General features: G+C 68.6%; 18 protein-coding genes. 15 read left to right on the forward strand and 3 right to left on the reverse strand.

Annotated elements, in window-relative coordinates:
- The first annotated feature begins 246 nt into the window (after positions 1-246).
- The 10 genes from AC07PV_RS05190 (at position 247) to AC07PV_RS05235 (ending at position 9,057) form a co-directional block, all read left to right on the forward strand.
- Positions 247-870 carry a YitT family protein gene (locus AC07PV_RS05190; RefSeq protein WP_218338895.1) on the forward strand — a complete coding sequence of 208 codons (624 nt, stop codon included), beginning with the start codon at positions 247-249 and terminating at the stop codon, positions 868-870.
- Between the two features lie 114 nt (positions 871-984).
- Entirely contained in the window at positions 985-1,431 is a 447-nt protein-coding gene (locus AC07PV_RS05195; RefSeq protein ID WP_494629626.1) for a hypothetical protein, read from the forward strand.
- A gap of 552 nt (positions 1,432-1,983) precedes the next feature.
- Complete coding sequence (locus AC07PV_RS05200) at positions 1,984-3,444, forward strand: TolC family protein (RefSeq protein ID WP_492255119.1); 1,461 nt, start codon at positions 1,984-1,986, stop codon at positions 3,442-3,444.
- Between the two features lies 1 nt (position 3,445).
- On the forward strand, positions 3,446-4,828 hold the full coding sequence (locus AC07PV_RS05205; protein WP_494629627.1) for a multicopper oxidase family protein: 1,383 nt from the start codon (positions 3,446-3,448) through the stop codon (positions 4,826-4,828).
- Positions 4,829-4,872: 44 nt separating this feature from the next.
- Positions 4,873-5,370 (forward strand): cupredoxin domain-containing protein, encoded by a 498-nt coding sequence (locus AC07PV_RS05210; RefSeq protein WP_218338899.1) that lies wholly within the window; start codon positions 4,873-4,875, stop codon positions 5,368-5,370.
- Positions 5,371-5,396: 26 nt separating this feature from the next.
- The gene (locus AC07PV_RS05215) at positions 5,397-5,975 is read left to right on the forward strand and encodes a DUF411 domain-containing protein (protein WP_492255117.1); all 579 of its coding nucleotides are present in this window, start codon (positions 5,397-5,399) and stop codon (positions 5,973-5,975) included.
- Positions 5,972-6,340 carry a copper-binding protein gene (locus tag AC07PV_RS05220; RefSeq protein WP_218338901.1) on the forward strand — a complete coding sequence of 123 codons (369 nt, stop codon included), beginning with the start codon at positions 5,972-5,974 and terminating at the stop codon, positions 6,338-6,340. Before AC07PV_RS05215 ends, AC07PV_RS05220 begins: the two co-directional genes overlap by 4 nt.
- Before the next feature lie 65 nt (positions 6,341-6,405).
- Positions 6,406-7,416 (forward strand): P1 family peptidase, encoded by a 1,011-nt coding sequence (locus AC07PV_RS05225; RefSeq protein ID WP_492255116.1) that lies wholly within the window; start codon positions 6,406-6,408, stop codon positions 7,414-7,416.
- 329 nt (positions 7,417-7,745) lie between these two features.
- Positions 7,746-8,543: a lectin gene (locus tag AC07PV_RS05230; protein WP_369642256.1), complete on the forward strand. Its 798-nt coding sequence runs from the start codon at positions 7,746-7,748 to the stop codon at positions 8,541-8,543.
- Between the two features lie 10 nt (positions 8,544-8,553).
- Positions 8,554-9,057, forward strand: coding sequence for an EF-hand domain-containing protein (locus AC07PV_RS05235; protein ID WP_218294252.1), 504 nt, complete (start codon positions 8,554-8,556; stop codon positions 9,055-9,057).
- A 31-nt stretch (positions 9,058-9,088) separates the two neighbouring features.
- Here the strand turns inward: AC07PV_RS05235 and AC07PV_RS05240 are convergent, their stop codons facing one another.
- Positions 9,089-9,751, reverse strand: a complete 663-nt coding sequence (locus AC07PV_RS05240; RefSeq protein WP_218338904.1) for a gamma-glutamylcyclotransferase — start codon at positions 9,749-9,751, stop codon at positions 9,089-9,091.
- Between the two features lie 300 nt (positions 9,752-10,051).
- On the opposite strand from AC07PV_RS05240, the gene AC07PV_RS05245 reads away from it, so the two are divergent.
- The gene (locus tag AC07PV_RS05245; protein ID WP_218294250.1) at positions 10,052-11,374 is read left to right on the forward strand and encodes a TAXI family TRAP transporter solute-binding subunit; all 1,323 of its coding nucleotides are present in this window, start codon (positions 10,052-10,054) and stop codon (positions 11,372-11,374) included.
- 101 nt (positions 11,375-11,475) lie between these two features.
- Here the strand turns inward: AC07PV_RS05245 and AC07PV_RS05250 are convergent, their stop codons facing one another.
- Positions 11,476-13,935: a DUF1631 family protein gene (locus AC07PV_RS05250; RefSeq protein WP_494629629.1), complete on the reverse strand. Its 2,460-nt coding sequence runs from the start codon at positions 13,933-13,935 to the stop codon at positions 11,476-11,478.
- 58 nt (positions 13,936-13,993) lie between these two features.
- A complete protein-coding gene (gene ettA / locus AC07PV_RS05255; protein WP_010460919.1) occupies positions 13,994-15,655 on the reverse strand; it encodes an energy-dependent translational throttle protein EttA in 1,662 nt (553 codons plus the stop codon).
- Between the two features lie 242 nt (positions 15,656-15,897).
- Here ettA and AC07PV_RS05260 point away from each other — a divergent pair, with 242 nt between their 5' ends.
- The 4 genes from AC07PV_RS05260 (at position 15,898) to AC07PV_RS05275 (ending at position 21,668) form a co-directional block, all read left to right on the forward strand.
- A complete protein-coding gene (locus AC07PV_RS05260; RefSeq protein WP_218294248.1) occupies positions 15,898-17,730 on the forward strand; it encodes a DEAD/DEAH box helicase in 1,833 nt (610 codons plus the stop codon).
- Between the two features lie 37 nt (positions 17,731-17,767).
- Positions 17,768-18,343 (forward strand): Rossmann-fold NAD(P)-binding domain-containing protein, encoded by a 576-nt coding sequence (locus AC07PV_RS05265; protein ID WP_369642251.1) that lies wholly within the window; start codon positions 17,768-17,770, stop codon positions 18,341-18,343.
- Between the two features lie 54 nt (positions 18,344-18,397).
- Complete coding sequence (locus AC07PV_RS05270; protein ID WP_218294246.1) at positions 18,398-19,507, forward strand: endonuclease/exonuclease/phosphatase family protein; 1,110 nt, start codon at positions 18,398-18,400, stop codon at positions 19,505-19,507.
- 289 nt (positions 19,508-19,796) lie between these two features.
- Positions 19,797-21,668, forward strand: a complete 1,872-nt coding sequence (locus tag AC07PV_RS05275) for a M14 family metallopeptidase (RefSeq protein ID WP_370628445.1) — start codon at positions 19,797-19,799, stop codon at positions 21,666-21,668.
- Positions 21,669-21,683 lie beyond the last annotated feature (15 nt).

The following is a 21,683-nucleotide window of genomic DNA, read 5'->3' on the forward strand; positions in this document are numbered from 1 at the left end:
TTCGCAGGAACCGCGGGCCGCCCTGCCGCGCCGGGCCCGAGGTTGCAGGTGTTACATCTGGTCCAAGGCAAAAACCTGGCCAGGGGCCCGTGCCGGCGGGAGCGCCTCCCCACCTCCTTCCCCGCGCGCACAAGCCTTGACGCCGCTCAAGCCGGGCACGGGGATTGCATGGTCCAATCCGGCGGTTGTCCCTCCCCCCACGGCCCGTCGCTGCGCACCATGCCGAGTTCTCCCGCTGTTCCTCCCATGCCCTCCACCCCCACGCCCGCTGCCGCCGTAGCGCCCCACACGCTCACGGAAGACGCGGTGGCCATCTTCACGGGGGTGCTGCTGATCTCAGTGGGCGTGGCGTTTTTCACCAATGCGGGATTGCTCACCGGGGGCACGGCAGGCCTTGCCTTCCTGTTGCACTACGCCACGGGCATCGGTTTCGGCAAGATTTTCTTCGTCCTCAACCTGCCCTTCTACTGGCTGGCCCTGCGCAAGCTGGGGCGTGCGTTCACGGTCAAGACCTTTGCCGCCGTGCTGCTGCTGTCGCTGCTGACCGAACTGCAGGCGCAGTTCCTGCAGTTTGCACAGCTGCAGCCGCCGTATGCGGCCATCGCGGGGGGACTTATCACGGGCACGGGGTTCCTGGTGCTGTTTCGCCACCGGTGCAGCCTGGGCGGCGTGGGGATCGCCGCGCTCTACCTGCAGGAACGCTATGGCTGGCGCGCGGGCAAGATCCAGATGGCCGTGGATTGCGGCATCGTGCTGCTGGCGCTGTGGACGGTGGAACCCCTTCGCGTCGCCTGGTCCATCGCCGGGGCCGTGGCGCTGAACCTGGTGCTGGCCATGAACCACCGCCCGGGGCGCTACATGGCGGTATGAGCGGCCTGGGCGGCCCGGCGATGGCCGCCAGATGACAATATGGAAAGGCGCCGGGAACCTTGGGGCCCGCCGCCGTATCATTGGTGGATGCGTCGCGGCCTCTATTTCGTGTTGATGTTGGTGCTGGTCCTTCGGGGCCTCACCGGCACGGCCATGGCCGCGGGCGTCTTGCCGCCGCTGCTCCCCGCGGGCACGTCGCACCCGCAGGAACATTCCCATCACCATGCCGCTGGCGGCGACTCCATCGGCATGGCGGGGCAGGAGCACCACCAGGGCCTGCCTGCCGGAGAGGGCGGGGACGGACAGGACCCTGCCCACGCCCCTGGCCATGCCATGCTGGCCGCTGCCTCCGCCGGGTGCGACGGCACCAGTGCCGGCTGCGCGGCGCACGAGCACCACTCCGCCGCCTGCTCGGCGTGCGAGATCTGCCATTCCGCGATTCTGGATGCGCCCATGGCGCCAGCACCGGATCACCCCCCCACGGGCGCCATGCTGCCCGTCGCCTCCGCGCAGTTTGACAGTGCTCCCGCGGCACTGGCCATCAAGCCACCCATCGCCTGACCTCTGACGCCCGAAGTGCGTCTGCCCGAGCCCCACAGCCACCCGCCATCGGGTGGCGGGGCGGCAGCGCCATGCCCTGTTCGTCTGTTGTCTGGAGATCGCCATGCGCGCCCCCATTTCATTTTTCCTGTCTTTACCGCCGCTCCGGCGAGCAGCCTGCCTGGTGCTGCTCGCACCGGCACTTTCACTCGCCAACGGCACCGCCGCCCCGGGCACGGGATCCCTGCCCTTCCCTGCGGCGGACCCCGATGCGCCCACGGCGGCGCTGGTCCACCGCGCCACCGGGCCCCAGCCTGCACTGGCGGAGGAGGCGCCCGCACCCCATGCATGGCGTGATGCGCACAGGGCGGTGGCCGCCTTCCCCCGCGGCCATGCCGACATCCTGGCCTGGGAGGCCCGGCAGGGCGCCCAGCCTCCCACCCCCAGCGCCCCGACGCCACAGGGGCCCCGCGCCGGACGCGGCGACTCCCACGGCATCCACGGAAGCCAGGGCGGTTCCGCAACCCCGCAACCCTCCCCGCATGGCCACCACCACGCGCCCGGGAGCCGGCCATGAGCGCGCCGCAGTTCCTTTCTTCAACGGCACGCCGCCGTCCCGCACGCCTGTCCGTGCTGGCCGCTGCGGCCGTGCTCGCGGGCTGCGCCAGCGTCTCGCCCGACGGCCTGCGGGGCGACGTGGCCGCGCTCACCGCGGGCCGAACGGGCAGCACGCAGGCCGCGGCCCTGCCCGCCAACGACACGGCAGCCCGGGCCAAGGCGGAGCAGTCCTTGCAGGGGTGGCTGGCCCAGCCCCTCACGCAGGATGCCGCCGTGCGCATCGCCTTGCTCAACAACCCCGGCCTGCAGGCGCGGCTGGCCGCCCTGGGCGTGGCGGATGCCGAACGCGTGCAGGCCATCACGCTGCCCAACCCACACCTGGCCCTGGGGCGCTTCACCAACAGCCAGGAGCGTGAAATCGAGCGCACCCTGGCCTTCAGCCTGCTGGATCTCATCACCCTGCCATGGCGCAGCCAGCGCCAGGAAGAGCGCATGCAGATCGCCACGCTGCAAGCCGCGCAGGAGGTGGTGGCGCTGGCCGCCGACACACGACGCGCCTGGCTGCGCGCCGTGGCTGCCGAACAGGTCAGCGCCACGCACGACCGCATGGTGCAAGCCGCAGAAGCCGGGGCCGAACTGGCCCGCCGCATGGCGCGCGTAGGCAACTGGAGCCGCCTGCAGCACGCCCGTGAACAGGCGGTGCTGCAAGAGGCCATCCGCCTGCGTTCCCGCGCCCGGCTTGCCGCCGCCACCGAGCGCGAACAGCTCAACCGCCGCATGGGCCTGTGGGGACTGCAGGCGCAGTACCGCCTGGCGGACGCGCTTCCACCCCTTCCAGACGGCGCCTTGCCCGCGGACGGCATCGAATCCATCGCATTGCGCGAGCGGCTGGATGTGCAGGCCGCACGCCGCCAGCTCGACACCCAGGCGGTCCGCCAGGGCTGGAGCCGCGCGGGGGCCGTGTTTGGCGACGTGGGCCTGGCCTACAGCCGCAACACCGCCGCCGAGCGCGGCTCCGGCCACCGCGAGATCACGCGCGGCTGGGAGATCGATGCGCCCCTTCCCCTGTTCGACTGGGGCGGTGCCGCCCGCACCCGGGCCCAGGCCCAGGTGGAGCAAAGCGCTGCCCAGCTGCAGGAGACCGCCGTGCGCGCCCGTGGCGAAGTGCGCGCCGCCTGGCTCACCTACCGCACCGCGCTCGACCTGGCGCGCCAGCAGCGCGACGAGGTGGTGCCCCTGCGCCAGCTCATCACCCAGGAGACCACCCTGCGCTACAACGGCATGCTCGCCAGCGTTTGGGAATTGCTGGCCGAGGCGCGCGCCAGCACGCAGTCGGTGGCCAACGCCATCGAAGCCCAGCGCGATTTCTGGCTGGCCGAGACCGACCTGCAGCTCACCCTCACCGGCACGTCGCCGGGCGCGCTGCAAGACCTGGCAGCCAGCGCTGCCCCCTCCTCATCACCACAAGGCCACTGACATGCAAAGACGCCATTTCTTCTCCGGCGCCGCCACGGCCGTGGCCGCCGTTTCCGTCAGCCGCGCGGCCCTGGCCGCCTTGCCCGAGCCCGCCATGCAAAGCAGCGCCGATACGTCCGCGCCGCTGCACCCGCCCACGGGCCGTCCCTACAACCCCGTGGTCACCCTCAACGGCTGGACCACCCCCTGGCGCATGAACGCGGGCGTCAAGGAGTTCCACCTGGTTGCCGAACCCGTGGTGCGCGAGGTCGCGCCGGGCTTCGTCGTCAACATGTGGGGCTACAACGGGCAGAGCCCCGGCCCCACCATCGAGGTGATGGAGGGCGACCGCGTGCGCATCTTCGTCACCAACCGGCTGCCCGAGCACACCACCATCCACTGGCACGGCCAGCGCCTGCCCAACGGCATGGACGGCGTGGGCGGGCTCAACCAGAACGCCATCCAGCCGGGCAAGACCTTTGTCTACGAATTCACGGCACGCCGCCCGGGCACCTTCATGTACCACCCGCATGCGGACGAAATGGTGCAGATGGCCATGGGCATGATGGGCCTGTGGATCACGCACCCGAAGGCGGCGCACCCGCACATCGCCCCCGTGCAGCGCGACTATGCCTTCCTGCTCAACGCCTTCGACGTGGAGCCTGGCAGCCGCACGCCCAAGGTCAACACCATGCTGAACCACAACATCTGGTGCTGGAACAGCCGGGTGTTCCCCGCCATCAGCCCGCTGGTGGCGCGCCAGGGCGAGCGCGTGCGCATCCGCGTGGGCAACCTCACCATGACCAACCACCCCATCCACCTGCATGGGCACGAGTTCGAGGTGACCGGCACCGACGGCGGCCCCGTGCCCAAAGGCGCGCGCTGGCCCGAGGTGACCACCGACGTGGCCGTGGGCCAGATGCGCCAGATCGAGCTCATCGCCGACGAGCCCGGCGACTGGGCATTGCACTGCCACAAGAGCCACCACACCATGGGTGCCATGGGGCACGACGTGCCCACCATGATCGGCGTTCAGCACGAGGGCCTTGTCGGCAAGATCCAGAAGATCGTGCCCGACTACATGGTGATGGGCGAGCGCGGCATGGCCGACATGGGTGCGATGGAAATGCCCCTGCCCGACAACACCTTCCCCATGATGACCGGCACCGGCCCCTATGGCCCGCTGGAGATGGGCGGCATGTTCACCACCTTCAAGGTGCGCGCCGGCCAGGCGGCGGGCGACTACCGGGACCCGGGCGACTACCAGCAGCCGCCCGGCACCCAGGCCCAGGAATGGAAGGGCCTCGTGGCCAGCACCCCGCACCCGCCCCGCGGCGACACGCCAGGCACAGCAACCGGCGCGGCCTCCGCGCGCAAGCCCGCGGCCAGCGGACATCGGCACTGACATCCACGGCCAGCACCTCCCCCATTGAAAAGGAATCATCCATCATGAAAACTATCAAATTCATAGCAGCCATCGCTTTACTGGCATCCGCAACCAGCAGTTTCTCCCATGAAAACATGCCGCACCCCGGGGCCCGCGCAGCGGCGGTGAAGGAACAGAAGGCATGGGGCATCGCGGGCGACACCCAGGCCGTGGCCCGCACCATCACCCTGCGCATGACGGACGACATGCGCTTTACCCCCAGCCACATCGAAGTGCGCGAGGGTGAAACCGTGCGGCTGCGCGCCGAGAACAAGGGCCAGGTGCTGCACGAGGTCGTGATCGGCACCAAGGCCGACCTGGACGCACACGCCGAGATGATGGCCAAACACCCCGGCATGGAGCACGACGAGCCCTACATGGCCCATGTGGGCGCGGGCAAGAAAGGCGACATCGTGTGGCAGTTCAACCGCGCGGGCCAGTTCGACTTTGCCTGCCTCATCGCGGGCCACTACCAGGCGGGCATGACCGGCACCATCACCGTGCTGCCCCGCAAGCCGTGATACCGCCCCGCACCCCAGGAGAACCCATGAACCGATACACCACGGCCGCGCACGGCGCCGCCCTGCCCCAAGCCACGGGCACGACAACATCCGCAGGCCAGTCCAGCCGCCGCCAGTGGCTGGCCACCACGCTGCCCCTGCTGGGTACCGCGCTGGCAACCGCCACGCTGCCGGGGCTGGCCCGGGCCGCTACGGGCACCGCCACCCCGGTGGAAGTGTGGAAAGACCCCAGTTGCGGCTGCTGCAAGGACTGGGTGGACCACATGCAAGCCAGCGGCTTCAAGGTGACGGTGCACGAGACCGGCAACAACGCCGTGCGCGCCCGCCTCGGCCTGCCGCCAAAGCTGGGCTCGTGCCACACCGCGCTGGTGGGCGGCTACCTCATCGAGGGGCACGTTCCCGCGAGCGATGTCCGCACTTTGCTGCGGCAAAAGCCCCCGGCCCTGGGGCTGGCCGTGCCGGGCATGCCCATCGGCTCGCCCGGCATGGATGGCGCCGCCTATGGCAACCGCCGCGACCCTTACGACGTGCTGCTGGTCGCCCGCGACGGCACCACCCGCGTCTTCAACAGCTACCGCGCCACCACAGCGAAAGGCACCCCATGAAATCCTTGCAAGCCATCACCGCCTCCACCCTCCTTCCGGTCCTGGCCGCGCTCGCGCTGGCTGCAGCGGCGCAGCACGCCGTGGCCCAGGTGCCTGCGGCCGCCCCCGGCCAAGCAGCGTCCGCGCACGCCGGTGGCCAGGATGCGCTCAGCGAAGGCGAGATCACCCGCTGGGACGCGCGCACGCTGCGCGTCACCCTTCGCCACGGAGAGATAAAAAACCTGGACATGCCACCCATGACCATGGTCTTTCGCGTGCAGGACGCCAGCGTGGTGGGCGACCTGAAACCCGGCGACAAGGTGCGTTTCAGGGCCGAACAGGTGGGCGGGGCCTACCACGTCACGCGCCTCGAAAAAGCGCCCTGACAGGATCGCCCGGAGCCCTGACACCGCGCAAGGACAGCGCGGTGCCCGGGCACATAATCAAAGCCATGAGTTCATCCCCCCACGTCCTGGCCGGCAGCGCCGGCAGCATCACCCGCGTGGCCGGCATCGAAGTCGGCCACTTCACAGAAACCCGTCGCCCCACGGGCTGCACCGTCATCATCACCCGCGAGGGCGCGGTGGCAGGCGTGGACGTGCGCGGCGCCGCGCCCGGCACGCGCGAGACGGATCTGCTCGACCCGTCGAATCTGGTGGACAAGGTGCACGCCATCATGCTGGCCGGGGGCAGTGCCTGGGGGCTGGATGCCGCCACCGGCGCCGTGCGCTGGCTCGAAGAGCGCGGCATCGGCTTCGACGTGGCGGTGGGTCGCCTGCCCATCGTGCCCGCCGCCGTGCTGTTCGATCTGCTGGTGGGAGACATGCGCATCCGCCCGGATGCCGAGGCGGGGTATGCGGCGTGCGATGCGGCCTCCACCGCAGACCCCGCGGAAGGCAATGTGGGCGCTGGCACCGGCGCGGCCCTGGGCAAGATCTTCGGCATCCAGCGCGCCATGAAGGGCGGCATCGGCACCGCCTCGGTCACGGTCGATGGCGTGACCGTGGGGGCCCTCATTGCCTGCAATGCGCTGGGCGACGTGGTGGACCCGGACACCGCCCAGGTGATCGCCGGCGCCCGCACCGACGACGGCCTGCGCCTGCGCGACACCCGCCGCGCCCTGCTGCGCGGCGACCCGCCACAGCCGCTGCTGGCGGGCACCAACACCACCATCGGCGTGGTCGCCACCGACGCCGCCATCACCAAGGTCCAGGCCCATCGCCTGGCCGTTGCCGCCCACGACGGGCTGGCCCGCAGCATCAACCCCGTGCACACCATGTCGGATGGCGACACGATCTTCAGCCTGGGCACCGGCCGCGCCAACAAGAGCCTGGGCATGATGGTCCTGGCCACCATGGCCGCGGAAGCCACGGCCATCGCCACGGCGCGGGCGGCACGGGCAGCACGCGCGATCACCACGGCGGAGGGACTGCACCTGCCCTGGGCGGGCGACCTGGGATGACGCTTCCCTGATCCCTGGCCGGCCACGCCTGCCCGGTTGACGCCGATGCAGGCACTGCCGCTGGGGCTTCCCGCGCGGGCCACCGCACGGCAGGCCAGCGCCGAAGAAGGCGTGCGCATTGCCCCCCGCCGGCCCGGCGCAACGGCGCCCCTCGCCAGAGGATTCCAGGCACGGCGGCTGGAACAGCCGACACGGCAAGCCCCCCGGAAGCCCCTATGATGCATACGCCGGACGGCCCCCATGCGCCGGGCTTCCGGCAGCCGTGCAGTGCGGCCCGGCCGCGCGGCGGGCTTCGAGCACCACAGTTCCGATTGCAACGAGGAGAACCCATGAAAGACCCGACCCGTCTACGGCGCGCCTGGCTGCTGTGCCTGCCTCTCCTGGTGAACGCCCAGGCCGCGATGGCCCAGGACCAGTTCGTGGACCTGCAGTCGAACGGAGGCTATGCCTCCTACCGCCTGCCGGACGACACCACCCAGGTGGACCTGAGCGAACAGACGCAAGGCGCCTGCCGCTTCAACAGAACCTGGGGCTATGACCTGACCCGCCGCGAGCTGTGGACCAACGGCGGCTGCGGCGGCCGCTTCAAGGTCACCCGGGCCTACGCGTCCGGCAACAACCAGAGCGGCTCCAATGCCGGCGCGGCCGTGGCTGCCGTCGCCGCCATCGCAGGCATTGCCCTGCTGGCCAACCACAACCGGCATGACGACGACCGGAGGCCCGAGTACCCGGACTATCCCGACTACGGTGGCCGTGGCGGCGAGATCCGTGTGGACGGCCGCCTGTGCCTGGACGTGACCAAGGGCAACATCCGGCCTGGCACCCCGCTGCAGGTGTATGACTGCAACGGCACGGCATCCCAGCGCTTCAGCGTGGGCCGGAGCGGCGAAATCCGCGTGCGTGACCTGTGCGTGGATGTGGACCGTGGCGATCCACGCGACGGCGCGCGCGTGGTGCTGTGGTCGTGCTCCGGCTCCCGCAGCCAGAGCTGGTCCACACGGGGTGGGCAGATCGTGAGCCAGCTCAATGGCAAGTGCCTGGACGTGGAAGACGGCCGGGTCCGCCAGGGAGCGCCCACCATGGTGTGGCCATGCAACCGCAGCCCCAGCCAGCGCTGGTGGTGGTAAGGAGCCCGAGATGACGACGATGACGAATCCCGCCCTTCGCCTTCTTGGCGCTGCCGCCTGCACGCTGGCGCTGGTGGCAGCGGGCCACGCAGCCGACACCCCCGTGTCCTCGCCCGCCACGCCGCCCAGGCCTGCCGCTGCCGGCCAGAAACCCGCACCCAAGCCCCTCGCCAACCGGCTCCAGGCCATCTGCTCCTCCGCCGATCTCAACCACGATGGCAGCGTCTCGCTGGATGAGTTTCACCAGGACATCGTGCGCAGCTGGCACAGCCTGGGCCCTGACGCGGACGGCTATGTCCCGCTCTCCGGCCTGGCGAACGTGCCCCGCATGGGCAAGGGCCGGTTGAAGCGGCTGGCGGCCACCGACAAGGACGGTGACGGCAGGCTTTCGTTCAAGGAGGTTGTGGAAACCCGCATGGCCTACTTCGAAGCCGCGGACACGGACCAGAATGACGAGCTGTCGCTGCAGGAATGCGTGGCCTACGAGCGCCAGCGGCGCAGCAGCAAGCCGTAGATGCCGTGGGAGCCCCGGGATGCGGCGTAGGCTACGGCGCCTCGGACGCTTCCCGCATCCTGGCCATGATCGCCTCGATGTAGGGATCATGCAGCCCGTGCTCCCGCAGCGCACGATCAAGCGCCAGCACGTAGTCAATATTGGGGCCAAACACGCCACGGGCGCGGGCGACCAGCCGTGCCACGGTGGAGGCTGACGCGTCCTGCTCGTGCTGTGGGTGCTCGGTGTTGGCCACGAAAGTAATGGCATGGACCGTACCGCCCCCGGCCAGCTGCACCGGCAACCACCGCGGCACATAGCTGCCGCCCGTCATCTCGCGCGTCCACAGCAGGCGGACTTCGTCGCGGGCCGTGGGTGTGGCAAGCCTCAGCGCCACCCCCTGGACCTCGCCGCCGGACAGCAGGGAGAGCACGCGGCCAGGCTGCCCGGGACTGCCCCGCCCCGAGATGGAGCGCAGGCAGAAGCTGCGGTGCCAGCCCCGCAGCGTGGCCGTGCGCTGTTCTTCGAAGACCATGAGCGGGTTCCAGATGAGCGAGCCATACCCGAAGACCCAGACAGGGCCGCCGGGGCGCTGGGCCCAGGTCTCTGCAAAGGACTGATCGAGCCGTGCATCCGTCCATGAGGCATGTTCCGGCATGGCCAGGTGGCTGCGAAAGCTGCCGTTGCCGAGGTTCTCGCGGGTCAGGATCGTCATGGGAGCGACGGCGCCAGGGTGGGCACGGAAGATGAAGCAGCAGACAGTTTGCCATGCTGCCCCCGTCCTGCGCACGGGGCCGCAGGGGCGGGGCCCGGCACATACCGCACCAACGGATACGTTTGCTCCCCTGGCGCGGCCGCGCATGCACGGATAATCAGCGTGCCCCGGCCCCGCAGGGAGCATCGCCGGCACCGCGGCCGGCCATCCGCCCTGATTCAACCGCCTCCGGCGTGATACCCGTACCCGCTCCCTTCTCGCAGCCCCCGCCGTCCACCCTTTGCACTCCACACCGATCACATGTCCCAGGCCTTTCGCAACACCCTGCTTTCCCTGCGCGACCTGATCGTGTCGGCCGGCCCGCTTGCCTTTCTGGCGGTGGGGCTGCTGATGGTGGCGTACTGGTGGCTCAACCCCAACCCGCCCAAGACGGTGACGCTGGCCACCGGCCCCGGTCAGAGTGCGTATGAAGAGTTTGGCAAGCGTTACCAGAAAGCGCTGGCGGTGGACGGCATCGAGGTCGTGCTGCTGCCCAGCGACGGGTCCTCGCACAACCTCCAGCTGCTGCGCGAGGGGAAGGCCGACGTGGCATTCGTGCAGGGCGGCACGGCCGAACTGCAGCCTGATGATGCGGACGCGCTGGTATCGCTGGGCAGCCTGTTTGTAGAGCCCGTGTGGCTGTTCTACCGGACGGAATCCGCCGAGCGTGCCTACAACGTACCCAGGCTCGACAGCCTGCGCCAGCTGCGCGGCTGGCGTGTGAATGTGGGGTCCGAAGGCAGTGGCGTGCCCAAGCTGATGGAACGCCTGCTCGACGCGAACAAGGTGGAGCCCGGCGCGGTGAAGATGTCGCGGCTGGAGCAGACGCCTGCCACCATGGATTTTCTGGCGGGCAAGCTCGATGCGCTGGTTTTTGCCTCCGCCCCTGAATCGCTGATGGTGCAGATGCTGCTGCAGACGCCCGGCGTGCAACTGCTCGACTTCGCCCAGCATGAGGCCTATGCGAGGCGCTTTCCGTTCCTGACGCCGGTGACCCTGCCACGTGGCGTGGTGGACCTGGCCGCCAATGTGCCCACACGGGACGTGCGCCTGGTCGCCTCCACCACCTCGCTGCTGGCGCGCGAGGGCACGCACCCCGCTTTGCTGACCCTGTTCGCACAGAACGCGCAGAAGCTGCACGGCGGCTCGGGCTGGTTCAACCGCGCACGGGAGTTCCCCAACTCGCGCAGCAGCGAACTGCCCATCGCCAAGGAAGGCGACCGTGCCATGAACGAGCCCGTCCCCATGCTGCAGCGCTACCTGCCGTTCTGGATGGCCAATCTGATTGAGCGCATGTGGCTCGTGCTGGGCATCCTGCTGGCGATCATGCTGCCACTGTCGCGCATCGTGCCGCCGCTGTACCAGTTCCGGGTGCGTTCACGCGTGTTCCGCTGGTATGGCCGGCTTCGCGAGATCGAGAACGACATGGAAGCGGGCAAGGCGGATTCGGCCGAACTCCTCAAGGCCCTGAACACGCTGGAGGCACAGGCCGAAAAGGTGAGCGTGCCGCTGTCCTACGCCGACGAGCTGTACGCGCTGCGCAACCATATTCACCTGGTGCGCAAGAAGCTGCTGCGCGCATGACCCACGGGGCTTGACCCCCATGGCGGGGAAAGGCGCCCCGTCGCAGCCGCTGGACCAGGGCCTGGAATGCCGCCGGAGCCGGGGCCGGGGCCGGTTGGTTTCTAGCGCGTCTTGGAAGAGGAAGACCTGGAGCCCGACGTCGACCCGGATCCGCCCGAACCCTTGCGGGCCGCTCCTGCGGCGACGGCATCCAGGGCACGGGTGGTGGCCGGCAGGGTTGGCACGACGCGCAACGAACCCTCCGCGGCCAGCTTGTCGCGCATGCGCCGCGTCATGGACTGCGTGCTCGCATCGGGCGCCGTGAACAGGAACAGCGTGCCATGCGGACTGGCCCAGGTGAGCTGGGTGCGCACCAGCCGGCCATTGGTGATGAGTTCGACCCAGGCACCGATCACGAAATCGGCATAGGGATCGGGGGCTGCCTCGACAGGCGCCTGTGCGCTGTCCTCCGGTGCCGGGGCGGAGGATGCGGCTTCGGCAGGCTGCGGCGCCGGCGGCGGAGCATCGGCCTCCGGCTCTGGCTCTGCCTGAGGCGCTGCCGCCACGGGGGCGGGCGCGGGCTTTTCAAAGGCAGACTGGTGCAGGCCCACCAGCCGCTGCAAGAAGGCGCTGGTCTGGACGGCAGGGTAGTTGACGGTCTTGAGACCTTTGCGCAGCTTGGCCAGCAAGCCGGGAATCGTCTCATTCAGGCGGTCAGGCTCCTTGCGCGTCAGGTCTGGCTGCGAACTCCACAGCAGCACTGGAACCAGCGCCAGATAGCCACCAGGATCTTCATCCCGGCTGTCGTCCGCCTTCAATACCTGCGCCAGCGCGATCACATCGGCCCAGGGACCTGCCGCAAAATCGAGCACGTCGGCAGGGACATTCTCCAGATCCGGCAGCTTGCGGATGTCCGCCGCAATCTTCTCAGCCAGCATTTCGCGCTGTTCGGCATGCAACAGGGCTTTCTGCTGCGCCTCCTGGTGGGCCTTGATCTTCTGCTCCTGCGCCTCCCAGGCGGATTGCAGGGCCTTGAGCACCGTGTCGAAGGGCCCCGCATCCTTGATTTCGTTGGTGGTGAGGTGCTCCACCGCCCCATTGAGCAGGCGCATGAAGCGGCTGAACCCGGGCGTGGATTCCGCGGTGAAAGCGAGGCTGCGCTGCGTCAGCTCGTCGAGCAGGCGCCGGGCGGGATGGGTTCCGTCGGAGAAGAACCGCCCATCGTGCCGCACCAGTTGCTTGAGCGCAGGCTCCAGACTCTTCACGGCCTGCTGGACCTGCGGCAGCAGGCGGGAGTCTTGCGCAATGTTCTCCATCATGCGGCCGACCACTTCGATGGCCATGGCCGTGGACTGCGTGGCGGCCTCCATCGGCATGGCCGCATAGACCACCGGCGCCACCCCGGGGCCCCGCCATCCCGACAGCGGGGCCGACAGCGAAGCCGACTGGCTGCCACTTGCAAGGCGGCCCACCAGGCGTTCAAGCTGGGCCATGTCCTCGATGGCCTCCGCCGCGGCACCCGCAGGGAAATAGCCACCGCCATGGGGCATCGCCTGTGCTCCGGCCACGGCGCCCCCCACTTGAGGCGCCGCCACCCACGCAGGCTGCAGCGCCACCGGCTGCGAGGGCATCCCCGCCCCGTACGCACGCGGATCGAAGGGGTCGCCACCCGCCAGCATCTGGCGCAGGATGCCCACGGTCAACAGGGCCTCTTCCGCGGCGGGCGCCATGGGCGACTGCATGGAATCGCCGCTCCAGCCGGTCGACGGGCCGATTCCCCGGCCATAGCCGGTGGTGCCATAGTCTCCCATCGGTGCTGCCATGGAGTTTCCGTAGCCGGAATACCCCCCGCCATAGCCCGTCCCCATGCCGGTGTTCATGCCAGGGCCGCCGTATCCTCCGCCGCGCCCCGAGTTTCCGGAAGGCGTGCCCAGCACCGCATAGCCGACCGGCTGCACACCGTGCTCTCTCAGGCTCGCAGCGGTTTTCTTGTACTCATCGACCAGGAGCTTGCCCAGCAGATCGCGCATGTGCTGCATCCACAGCTGGCGCACCTCGGGCGAGACACCGGTGTCGCCCACGACCTGCTGGAGGGCGCGGATGTAGCTTTCAGGGCGCAAGGGGTTGCGCTCGGGCTGCACGCTGCGCAGGCCTTGCGCCGAACTGACCAGGGTATTGAGTTCAGCCAGCACCGCGTCGGTGGCGTGCAGTGCCGACTGCTGCGCCTTGGAGAGTTCCACCTGCGCCTGCATCTCGCTCTCATCCATGAGCGAGAGTTCGCCGAAGTCCATGCCCGTGTCTTCCGCCGAACTGCGGCCTTTGGCGATGCCCGGCCCTTCGGCGAAGATCTCCAGCAAGGCCATGGGGTAGCCCTTGACCAGCACAGCCTCATGCTGGTTCAGCAGCCGCAGGCTGTCGCCGACCAGGTTGCGCTGCTGGATGTTGCGGTTGGCCGACTCTTCCTCCGTCAAGGCCGCCTGCGTGACCTTGACCAGTTGCTGCATCAGCGCCTCGCCCCCGCGCACGGCGTTGACGACACAGGCACGGAAAACGGTTCTCGAGCGAGACGCAGTCTGGGACATGGTGGGGGAAGGAATCGGACGACAAGTTTCCAGATGCAATGCTACTTGACCTGACGCCTTATTTGAGGGCTTTGAAACGCATCCGCTTGGGCTTTGCACCCTCTTCACCCAGGCGTTTCTTCTTGTCCGCCTCGTATTCCTGGTAATTGCCGTCAAAGAACGTCCACTGGCTGTCACCTTCGGCGGCCAGGATGTGCGTGGCGATCCGGTCCAGGAACCAGCGATCGTGGCTGATTACCAACATCGTGCCGGCGAATTCCAGCAGCGCATCTTCCAGAGCCCGCAAAGTTTCCACGTCCAGATCGTTGGACGGCTCATCGAGCATCAGCACGTTGCCGCCAGCAATCAGCGTCTTGGCCAGGTGCAGGCGGCCGCGTTCGCCGCCGGAAAGCATGCCGACCTTCTTTTGCTGGTCGCCGCCATTGAAGTTGAACCGGCCACAGTAGGCGCGGCTCGCCATCTGGAACTTGCCGACATTGAGGATGTCGAGTCCGCCGGACACGTCTTCCCACACCGTCTTGTCGTTGGACAGGTCATCGCGGTGCTGGTCCACGAAGGCCATCTTGACGGTGGAGCCAATGACGACTTCGCCCGAATCCGGCTTTTCCTTGCCAGCAATCAGCTTGAACAGCGTGGATTTACCTGCGCCATTGGGGCCGATGATGCCGACGATGGCGCCCGCGGGAATGTTGAAGCTCAGGTTGTCGATCAGCACCCGGTCTCCAAAGGACTTGGTGACGTTCTTGAACTCGATCACCTGGCTGCCCAGGCGGTCGGCCACGGGAATGAAGATTTCGTTCGTTTCGTTGCGCTTTTGGTATTCGTAGTCGCTCAATTCCTCGAAGCGGGCCAGGCGGGCCTTGCTCTTGGCCTGGCGGGCCTTGGGGTTCTGGCGCGACCATTCCAGTTCCTTCTTCAGGGCCTTGGCACGGGCTTCTTCGCCCTTTTGCTCGGCTTCCAGGCGTGCGCCCTTTTGCGTGAGCCAGTCGGAGTAATTGCCCTTATAGGGAATGCCGGAGCCACGGTCCAGTTCCAGGATCCACTCGGCCGCGTTGTCCAGGAAGTAGCGATCATGGGTGATGGCCACCACGGTGCCGGAGTAGCGCTGCAGGAACTGCTCCAGCCAGTCCACGGATTCCGCGTCCAAGTGGTTGGTGGGTTCGTCGAGCAGCAGCATGTCGGGCTTGGAGAGCAGCAGGCGGCACAGGGCCACGCGGCGCTTCTCACCACCGGAAAGCACGCCGATGTTGGCATCCCACGGGGGCAGGCGCAGCGCGTCGGCGGCAATTTCAAGCTGGTGCTCGGAGTCGGTGCCGGCGGTGGCGATGATGGCCTCCAGCTCGGCCTGTTCGGCGGCCAGCGCATCAAAGTCGGCGTCTTCGGCGCCGTAGGCGGTGTAGACCTCCTCCAGGCGGGCCTTGGCGGCAAATAGCTTGCCCATGCCCGCTTCCACGCTCTCCCGCACGGTTTGCGTGGGATCCAGCTGGGGCTCCTGGGGCAGGTAGCCGATGTTCAGGCCCGCCATGGGAATGGCTTCGCCCTCGATTTCCTTGTCCAGGCCCGCCATGATTTTCAGGAGGGTGGACTTGCCCGAACCGTTGGTTCCCAGCACGCCGATCTTGGCGCCCGGGAAGAAGCTCAGGGAGATGTCTTTCAAGATCTGCCGCTTGGGCGGCACGATCTTGCCGACGCGGTTCATGGAGAAAACGTATTGGGCCATTGAATGTCAAACCTGCAAAAGTGAGCAGAAATTCTGCGTGCAAACCGAGATTATCGGGCCATGCGACAATACCCACCGTAGCGGGCTCCAGTTGCCCGTCACATCAGCACACTGCTGGGGACGAAAGAAGCAACGCTTCCGGGCTCCCAATCCTGAACCTCATCAGCCTGAGACTGGCTCGGCAACCCCCCGGTTGCACGACAGGTTGATACCCAGCGCCCCGGACGGGCGCAATCAACGACATGACATTTGACGAACTGAACCTGGCTCCTGCCATCCTGAAGGCCGTGCACGAAACGGGCTATGAAACCCCCACGCCCATCCAGGCCCAGGCCATCCCCGCCGTTCTGGAAGGCCACGATCTTCTGGCCGGCGCGCAGACTGGCACCGGCAAGACCGCCGCGTTCACCCTGCCCATGCTGCACCGCCTCTCGCAAAGCGCCGCACCCAAGAACAAGTTCGGCGGCAAGGGCATCCGCGCCCTGGTGCTGACCCCCACCCGCGAACTCGCCGCCCAGGTGGAAGAGTCCGTGCGCGAATACGGCAAGTACCTCGACATCAACTCCACCGTGGTCTTCGGCGGCGTGGGCATGAACCCGCAGATCGACCGCATCAAGCGCGGCGTGGACATCCTGGTGGCCACCCCGGGCCGCCTGCTGGACCTGCAGCAGCAGGGTTTCCTGGATCTGTCGACCGTGCAGGTCCTGGTGCTTGATGAAGCCGATCGCATGCTGGACATGGGCTTCATCCACGACGTGAAGAAGGTGCTGGCCCTGGTGCCCAAGGACAAGCAGAGCCTGCTGTTCTCCGCCACGTTCAGCGACGAGATCCGCGAGCTGGCGGGCACGCTGCTCAAGAACCCGCAGAGCATCCAGGTCACGCCGCGCAACACGACCGTGCAGCGCATCTCGCAAGTGATCCACCCCGTGGGCCGCGGCAAGAAGAAGCAGGTGTTGCTGCACATCATCCAGCAGCACAACTGGAGCCAGGTGCTGGTGTTCACGCGCACCAAGTTCGGCGCCAACAACGTGGCCGAGTTCCTGACCAAGAACGGCGTGCAGGCCATGGCCCTGCACGGCAACAAGAGCCAGAGCGCCCGCACGCAGGCCCTGGCTGGCTTCAAGAGCGGCGACATCCGCGCGCTGGTGGCCACCGACATTGCCGCGCGCGGCATCGACATCGACGACCTGCCCCACGTCGTCAACTATGAAATCCCCAACGTCTCGGAAGACTACGTGCACCGCATCGGCCGCACGGGCCGCGCTGGCGCCACCGGCGAAGCCGTGAGCCTGGTCTGCATGGACGAAGAGGGCTTCATGATGGACATCGAGCGCTTCACCAAGCAGCAGATCCCGGTGCAGATCATCGAAGGCTTTGGGCCCGAGCCAGGCGAGAAGGCCGAGCCCATCGCCATGGGCCGCCAGACCATCTGGGGTGGCGCCGGCAAGCCCCCGAGCCGCGAAGTGATGCAGGCCGCCGCCAAGGCGGCGCGCAGCGAAATGATGGAACGCATCCGCACCAACAAGGCAGGCCAGGGTGCTGGCGGCGGTGGCGGCGGCGGTGACCGTGGCCCCCGCCCAGCCGGCGGTGGCAATGGCGGCGGCCGTGGCGGCCGCGCCGGTGGTGGCGCAGCAGCAGGCGGCGGCGGTGGCAGCAACAGCCCGCGCGGCGCCCGTGCCGGCGGTGGTGGCGGCCAGGGCGGCAGCGCACGCGCTGGTGGCCAGGCCCCTGCACGCGGCCGCTCCGGCGGCGGTGGTGGTGGCGGCGGCTACGAAGGCGGCAACCGCTATGACGACTCGCAACCTCCACGCGCCAATGCCCACCTGGGCACGCACATGGGCCACGCCAACCCGGGCCACCGCAGTTCCGGCCATGCCGGCGGCGGCGCGGGCGGCCAGCCTGATCCGATGCGCACCAGCGTGGACAGCATGGGCGGCGGCGGTCGCCGTGGTGGTGGCGGTTATCGTGGCGGCAACGGTGGAGGTGGCGGCTATGGCGGAGGCACGGGTGGTTCTGGTGGCCGGGGCAACGGGTCTCGTGGGCCAGGCGGTTCTCGCGGGTCTTTTAACCGCTGAGACGGATGAGGCGGGGGGCGCTCCAGGCGCCCCCCGCGTGGCAGCCGTGCATGTGCTGCACGCCAAGGGACGGCGCGCGCCAGCCACGAGCCACCCCCGCCTGCACTTGCACGCGGTGGACTTTGCCGCCCTGCCCGCCCTGCCGCCCATTGACGAGGTCTACATCACGCTGGGCACGACCATGGCTGCCGCGGGCAGCCAGAGCGCTTTTCGCGCCGTGGACCATGACGCCGTGCTGGCCACCGCCCGCGCAGCGCGTGCCGCCGGGGCCACCCGCTGCGGCGTGGTCACCGCCATGGGCGCCAACGCGCAGTCGGGCATCTTCTACAACCGCGTCAAGGGCGAGGTCGAGCGCGACCTTCAGAGCCTGGGCTTTGCCACGCTGGTGATCGCGCGCCCTTCCCTGCTCATCGGGGAACGCCAGGCCCTGCAACAGGCAGCGCGCCCCGCCGAATCCATCTCCATCAAGTTGTTCAGGTGGCTGGATCCGGTCATTCCCGCCAAGTACCGCGCCCGTCCGGGCACCGATGTGGCGCGGGCGCTCGTGCGGGCCGTGCGGTCAGGCCCTGCCGGACTGCATGTGCTGGCGGGCGACGCGCTGCGGGCCTTCTGACCCTGCCAGCCGGTGCGGACCGCAGCCGCGGCATCCTTGTGCGATGCTCTGCCCATGCGCCCCAACGACCCACCCCAGCCCCTGGCCACCCTGATGGTGGCCACCTGCAACGTGCTCAACCTGGCCAACCCGGGCCGCCTGTTCTATGAGAACCAGGATCCGTACACCCAGGCCGAGTTTGATCGCAAGCTCACCTGGCTGGGCGACCGCTTCCGCATGCTCAATGCCGATGTGCTGGCGGTGCAGGAGGTATGGGACGACGCGGCCTTCAAGGGGGCCATCGGCCGCAGCGGCCTGCGCTACGACTTCGTGGCCGTGCCCGGGGCGGAGAACGACGCCACGCATGGCGGTGCACAGGGCACGCCACGCGTGGGCATCGCCACGAGGCTCCAGGTGGAAGCCTTGCAGTCGTTCCCGGAATTCCCGCCGGGCTTTCACGTGGATGTACCAGGGCTGGCGGTGCATGCGCGCTTTGAGCGGCCGCCACTGGTCCTGACGCTGCGCATGAAGCATGGTCAGCGCCTGAATGTGCTGACCGCGCACCTCAAGTCCAAGCGCCCCAAATTCCTGCAGGATGCGCAGGGCAACCCGACGGAAGACCGGGACGACCGCAAGGTGATGGCATTGGCCTCCCTGCGTTCCTTGATCATGCGGGGCGCGGAGGCCATGGCGCTGCGCTGCCTGGTGATCGATCTGCTGCACCGCACCAGCGTGCCGCTGGTGGTGATGGGGGATTTCAACGACACGCCCGACAGCGTGACAACGCAGCTCATCTGCGCCACGAACGAGATCGCCTACGACCGCTCCGCCCGCGATGTGGCCCTGTTCAATGCCTACGACCTGCAGGGCGACGCGGCGCTGAAGAAGGATGTGGCGTACTCGCACATCCACCAGGGCTCGCCCAGCGTGCTCGACCAGATCCTGGTGAGCGAGGAGTTCGTGCACAACGGCCGAAACAGCATCGGCGACGTGCGGCGGGTGGACTACTTCAATGACCACCTGCATGAAGGGCGCGACCGCACCCGTTCGGACCACGGGTTCGTGCGCGCGCTGCTGCGGCTGAAAATGATGCCGGCGACCACGGCTGCACCCGGGGCGCCAGCGGCCGCGCATGCGGCGGCGGAGCCTCCATCCAGCCCGCTCGCTTCCGGCCCGGGCATGTAAGCGCGGGCAGGGCACACCGCGGCCCGGCGCGCATTCGGCGGTTGCGGGATGGCACAGCCCGTGCCCGCGCTCGCGGGGGGGACGGCGCTGAGCCCCCAGGGGCTGCGATCACCCAGCCTGGGCGGCAAGGCGCCTTCGAGAGTCGCCGGTGAAACTGCGTGGAAAAGCGGCAATCCGGGTGTCAACCCTGCGTTTGCAACGGGATGTACGCTGACACGGTATGGCGGGGGCAGGCAGGTAACATCACCGTAACAAGCCGCCCGCGAGGCTCCCAATGGCAGAAACCACCATGACCATGCATTCCCCTTTTCTCCGCCACCCAACGGACGCCCCTGCCGCCCTGGTTGCGCCCGCCTTTTCGACAAGGCGGATGCCCTTGCGCGCGTCGGCGCTGCTGGTCGCCGTGCTGCTGACGGCCTGCTCCAGCACGCCCCTGCCCCCCTGGCCGTCCACCCCTGCCGCCAGGACCACCGCACCGGCCCCGCTGCCGCGTGTGCAGCAGGGCACCGTGGTGCCCACGCCGCTGGGCCAGGCATCGCAGGCGCAACGTCAAGGGGCCATCGCCAGCCCCCTGCCACCACCCGCCGCGCTGGTGGTCCAAAACGAAGGCCCCATGGCACCGCCCTATGGCGCAGCCGTGGCAGCCCGCTTCCCCGACCCCGCCGTGGCCTACAGCACGCCTGGCCTGGGCCCGGACCGCCGGGCTTTCACCACCAATGCCGAACTCGGCCAATGGCTGCTCTCGCTGGCTGAACCGGCCCCCCGCGGCTCCACGCGCGCCAAGTTGCTCCATCTGGGCACGTCCCAACGCGGGGAGCCCATCCAGGGGCTGCTGGTCACCCGTGCCGCTGGCACCGAGCCCGCCAACCTGGACACGAGTGGCCGGCCGACGGTCGTTCTGGTCGGGCAACAGCATGGCGACGAACCTGCGGGCAGCGAGGCCCTGCTGGTGATCAGCCGCGAACTGGTGCAGGGGCTGCTCGAGCCCCTGCTCGACCGCATCAATGTGGTGGTGGTGCCCCGGGCCAATCCCGACGGCGCGGCCGTGGGTACGCGTGTCACGGCCAATGGCGTGGACATGAACCGCGACCACCTGCTGCTCAACACCCCGGAGGCCCGCGCGCTGGCCAAGGTGGTCAATGACTACCGCCCCATCCTCGTCGTGGACGCCCACGAATACACCGTGGTGGGCCGCTACCTGCAAAAATTCAATGCCATCCAGCGCTACGACGCACTGCTGCAATACACCACCACCGCCAACTACCCCGAGTTCCTGACCAAGGCCTCGCAGGAGTGGTACCACCAGCCGATGGTGGCAGCGCTCAAGGCGCAGGGCCTCACGAGCGACTGGTACTACACCACCTCGACCAATCCGGAGGACAAGCGCATCTCCATGGGCGGCACACAGCCCGACACGGGCCGCAACGTGAACGGCCTGAAGAACACGGTGAGCCTGCTGATCGAAACACGGGGCGTGGGCATCGGGCGCATGCACATCCAGCGCCGCGTGCATTCGCAGGTCACGGCCATCGCCAGCGCGCTGCGCAGCACGGCCGAGCGCGCCGGCAACCTGGAGCAGGTCCGCTCCTTTGTCGCGCGGGATGTGAGTGCCCTCGCCTGCCGCGACCAGGCCGTGATCGAGGCCGCCGCCACGCCCACCCAGCGGGAGCTGGACTTCCTCGACCCGGAGACAGGGGCAGACCGCCCCATCCGCGTGGACTGGAACTCCTCCCTTACCTTGCGCCCGACCAAGACCCGGGCCCGGCCCTGCGGCTACTGGCTTTCGGCCAGCTCCACCGCCGCCGTCGAGCGCCTGAGGCTGCTGGGCCTGCAGGTCATGCGCGTGGCCGAGCCGGGCTCCGCGCTGGCCGACATCTACCGTGAAACCGCCCGCGAGGCAGGCGACCGCCAGGATGTGATCGGCACCATCGCGGGTGGCGCAGGAATCGTGCGTGTACAGGTGTCGCCCGTGCGCAGCGCCATCGACGTGCCCGCGGGCAGCTTCTACGTGCCGCTGAACCAGCCCCGCGCCAACCTGGCCCTTGCCGCGCTGGAGCCGGACACGCAAAACAGCTATTTCGCCAACCACCTGATCGAAGAGCTGGGGAATACGGCGCGCATCATGGCGCCTCCAGCACTGGTATTTGAAGAAACCGACTGATTTGCTATTCAATTC

It is taken from the genome of Acidovorax sp. GW821-FHT09A11 (assembly GCF_059418365.1).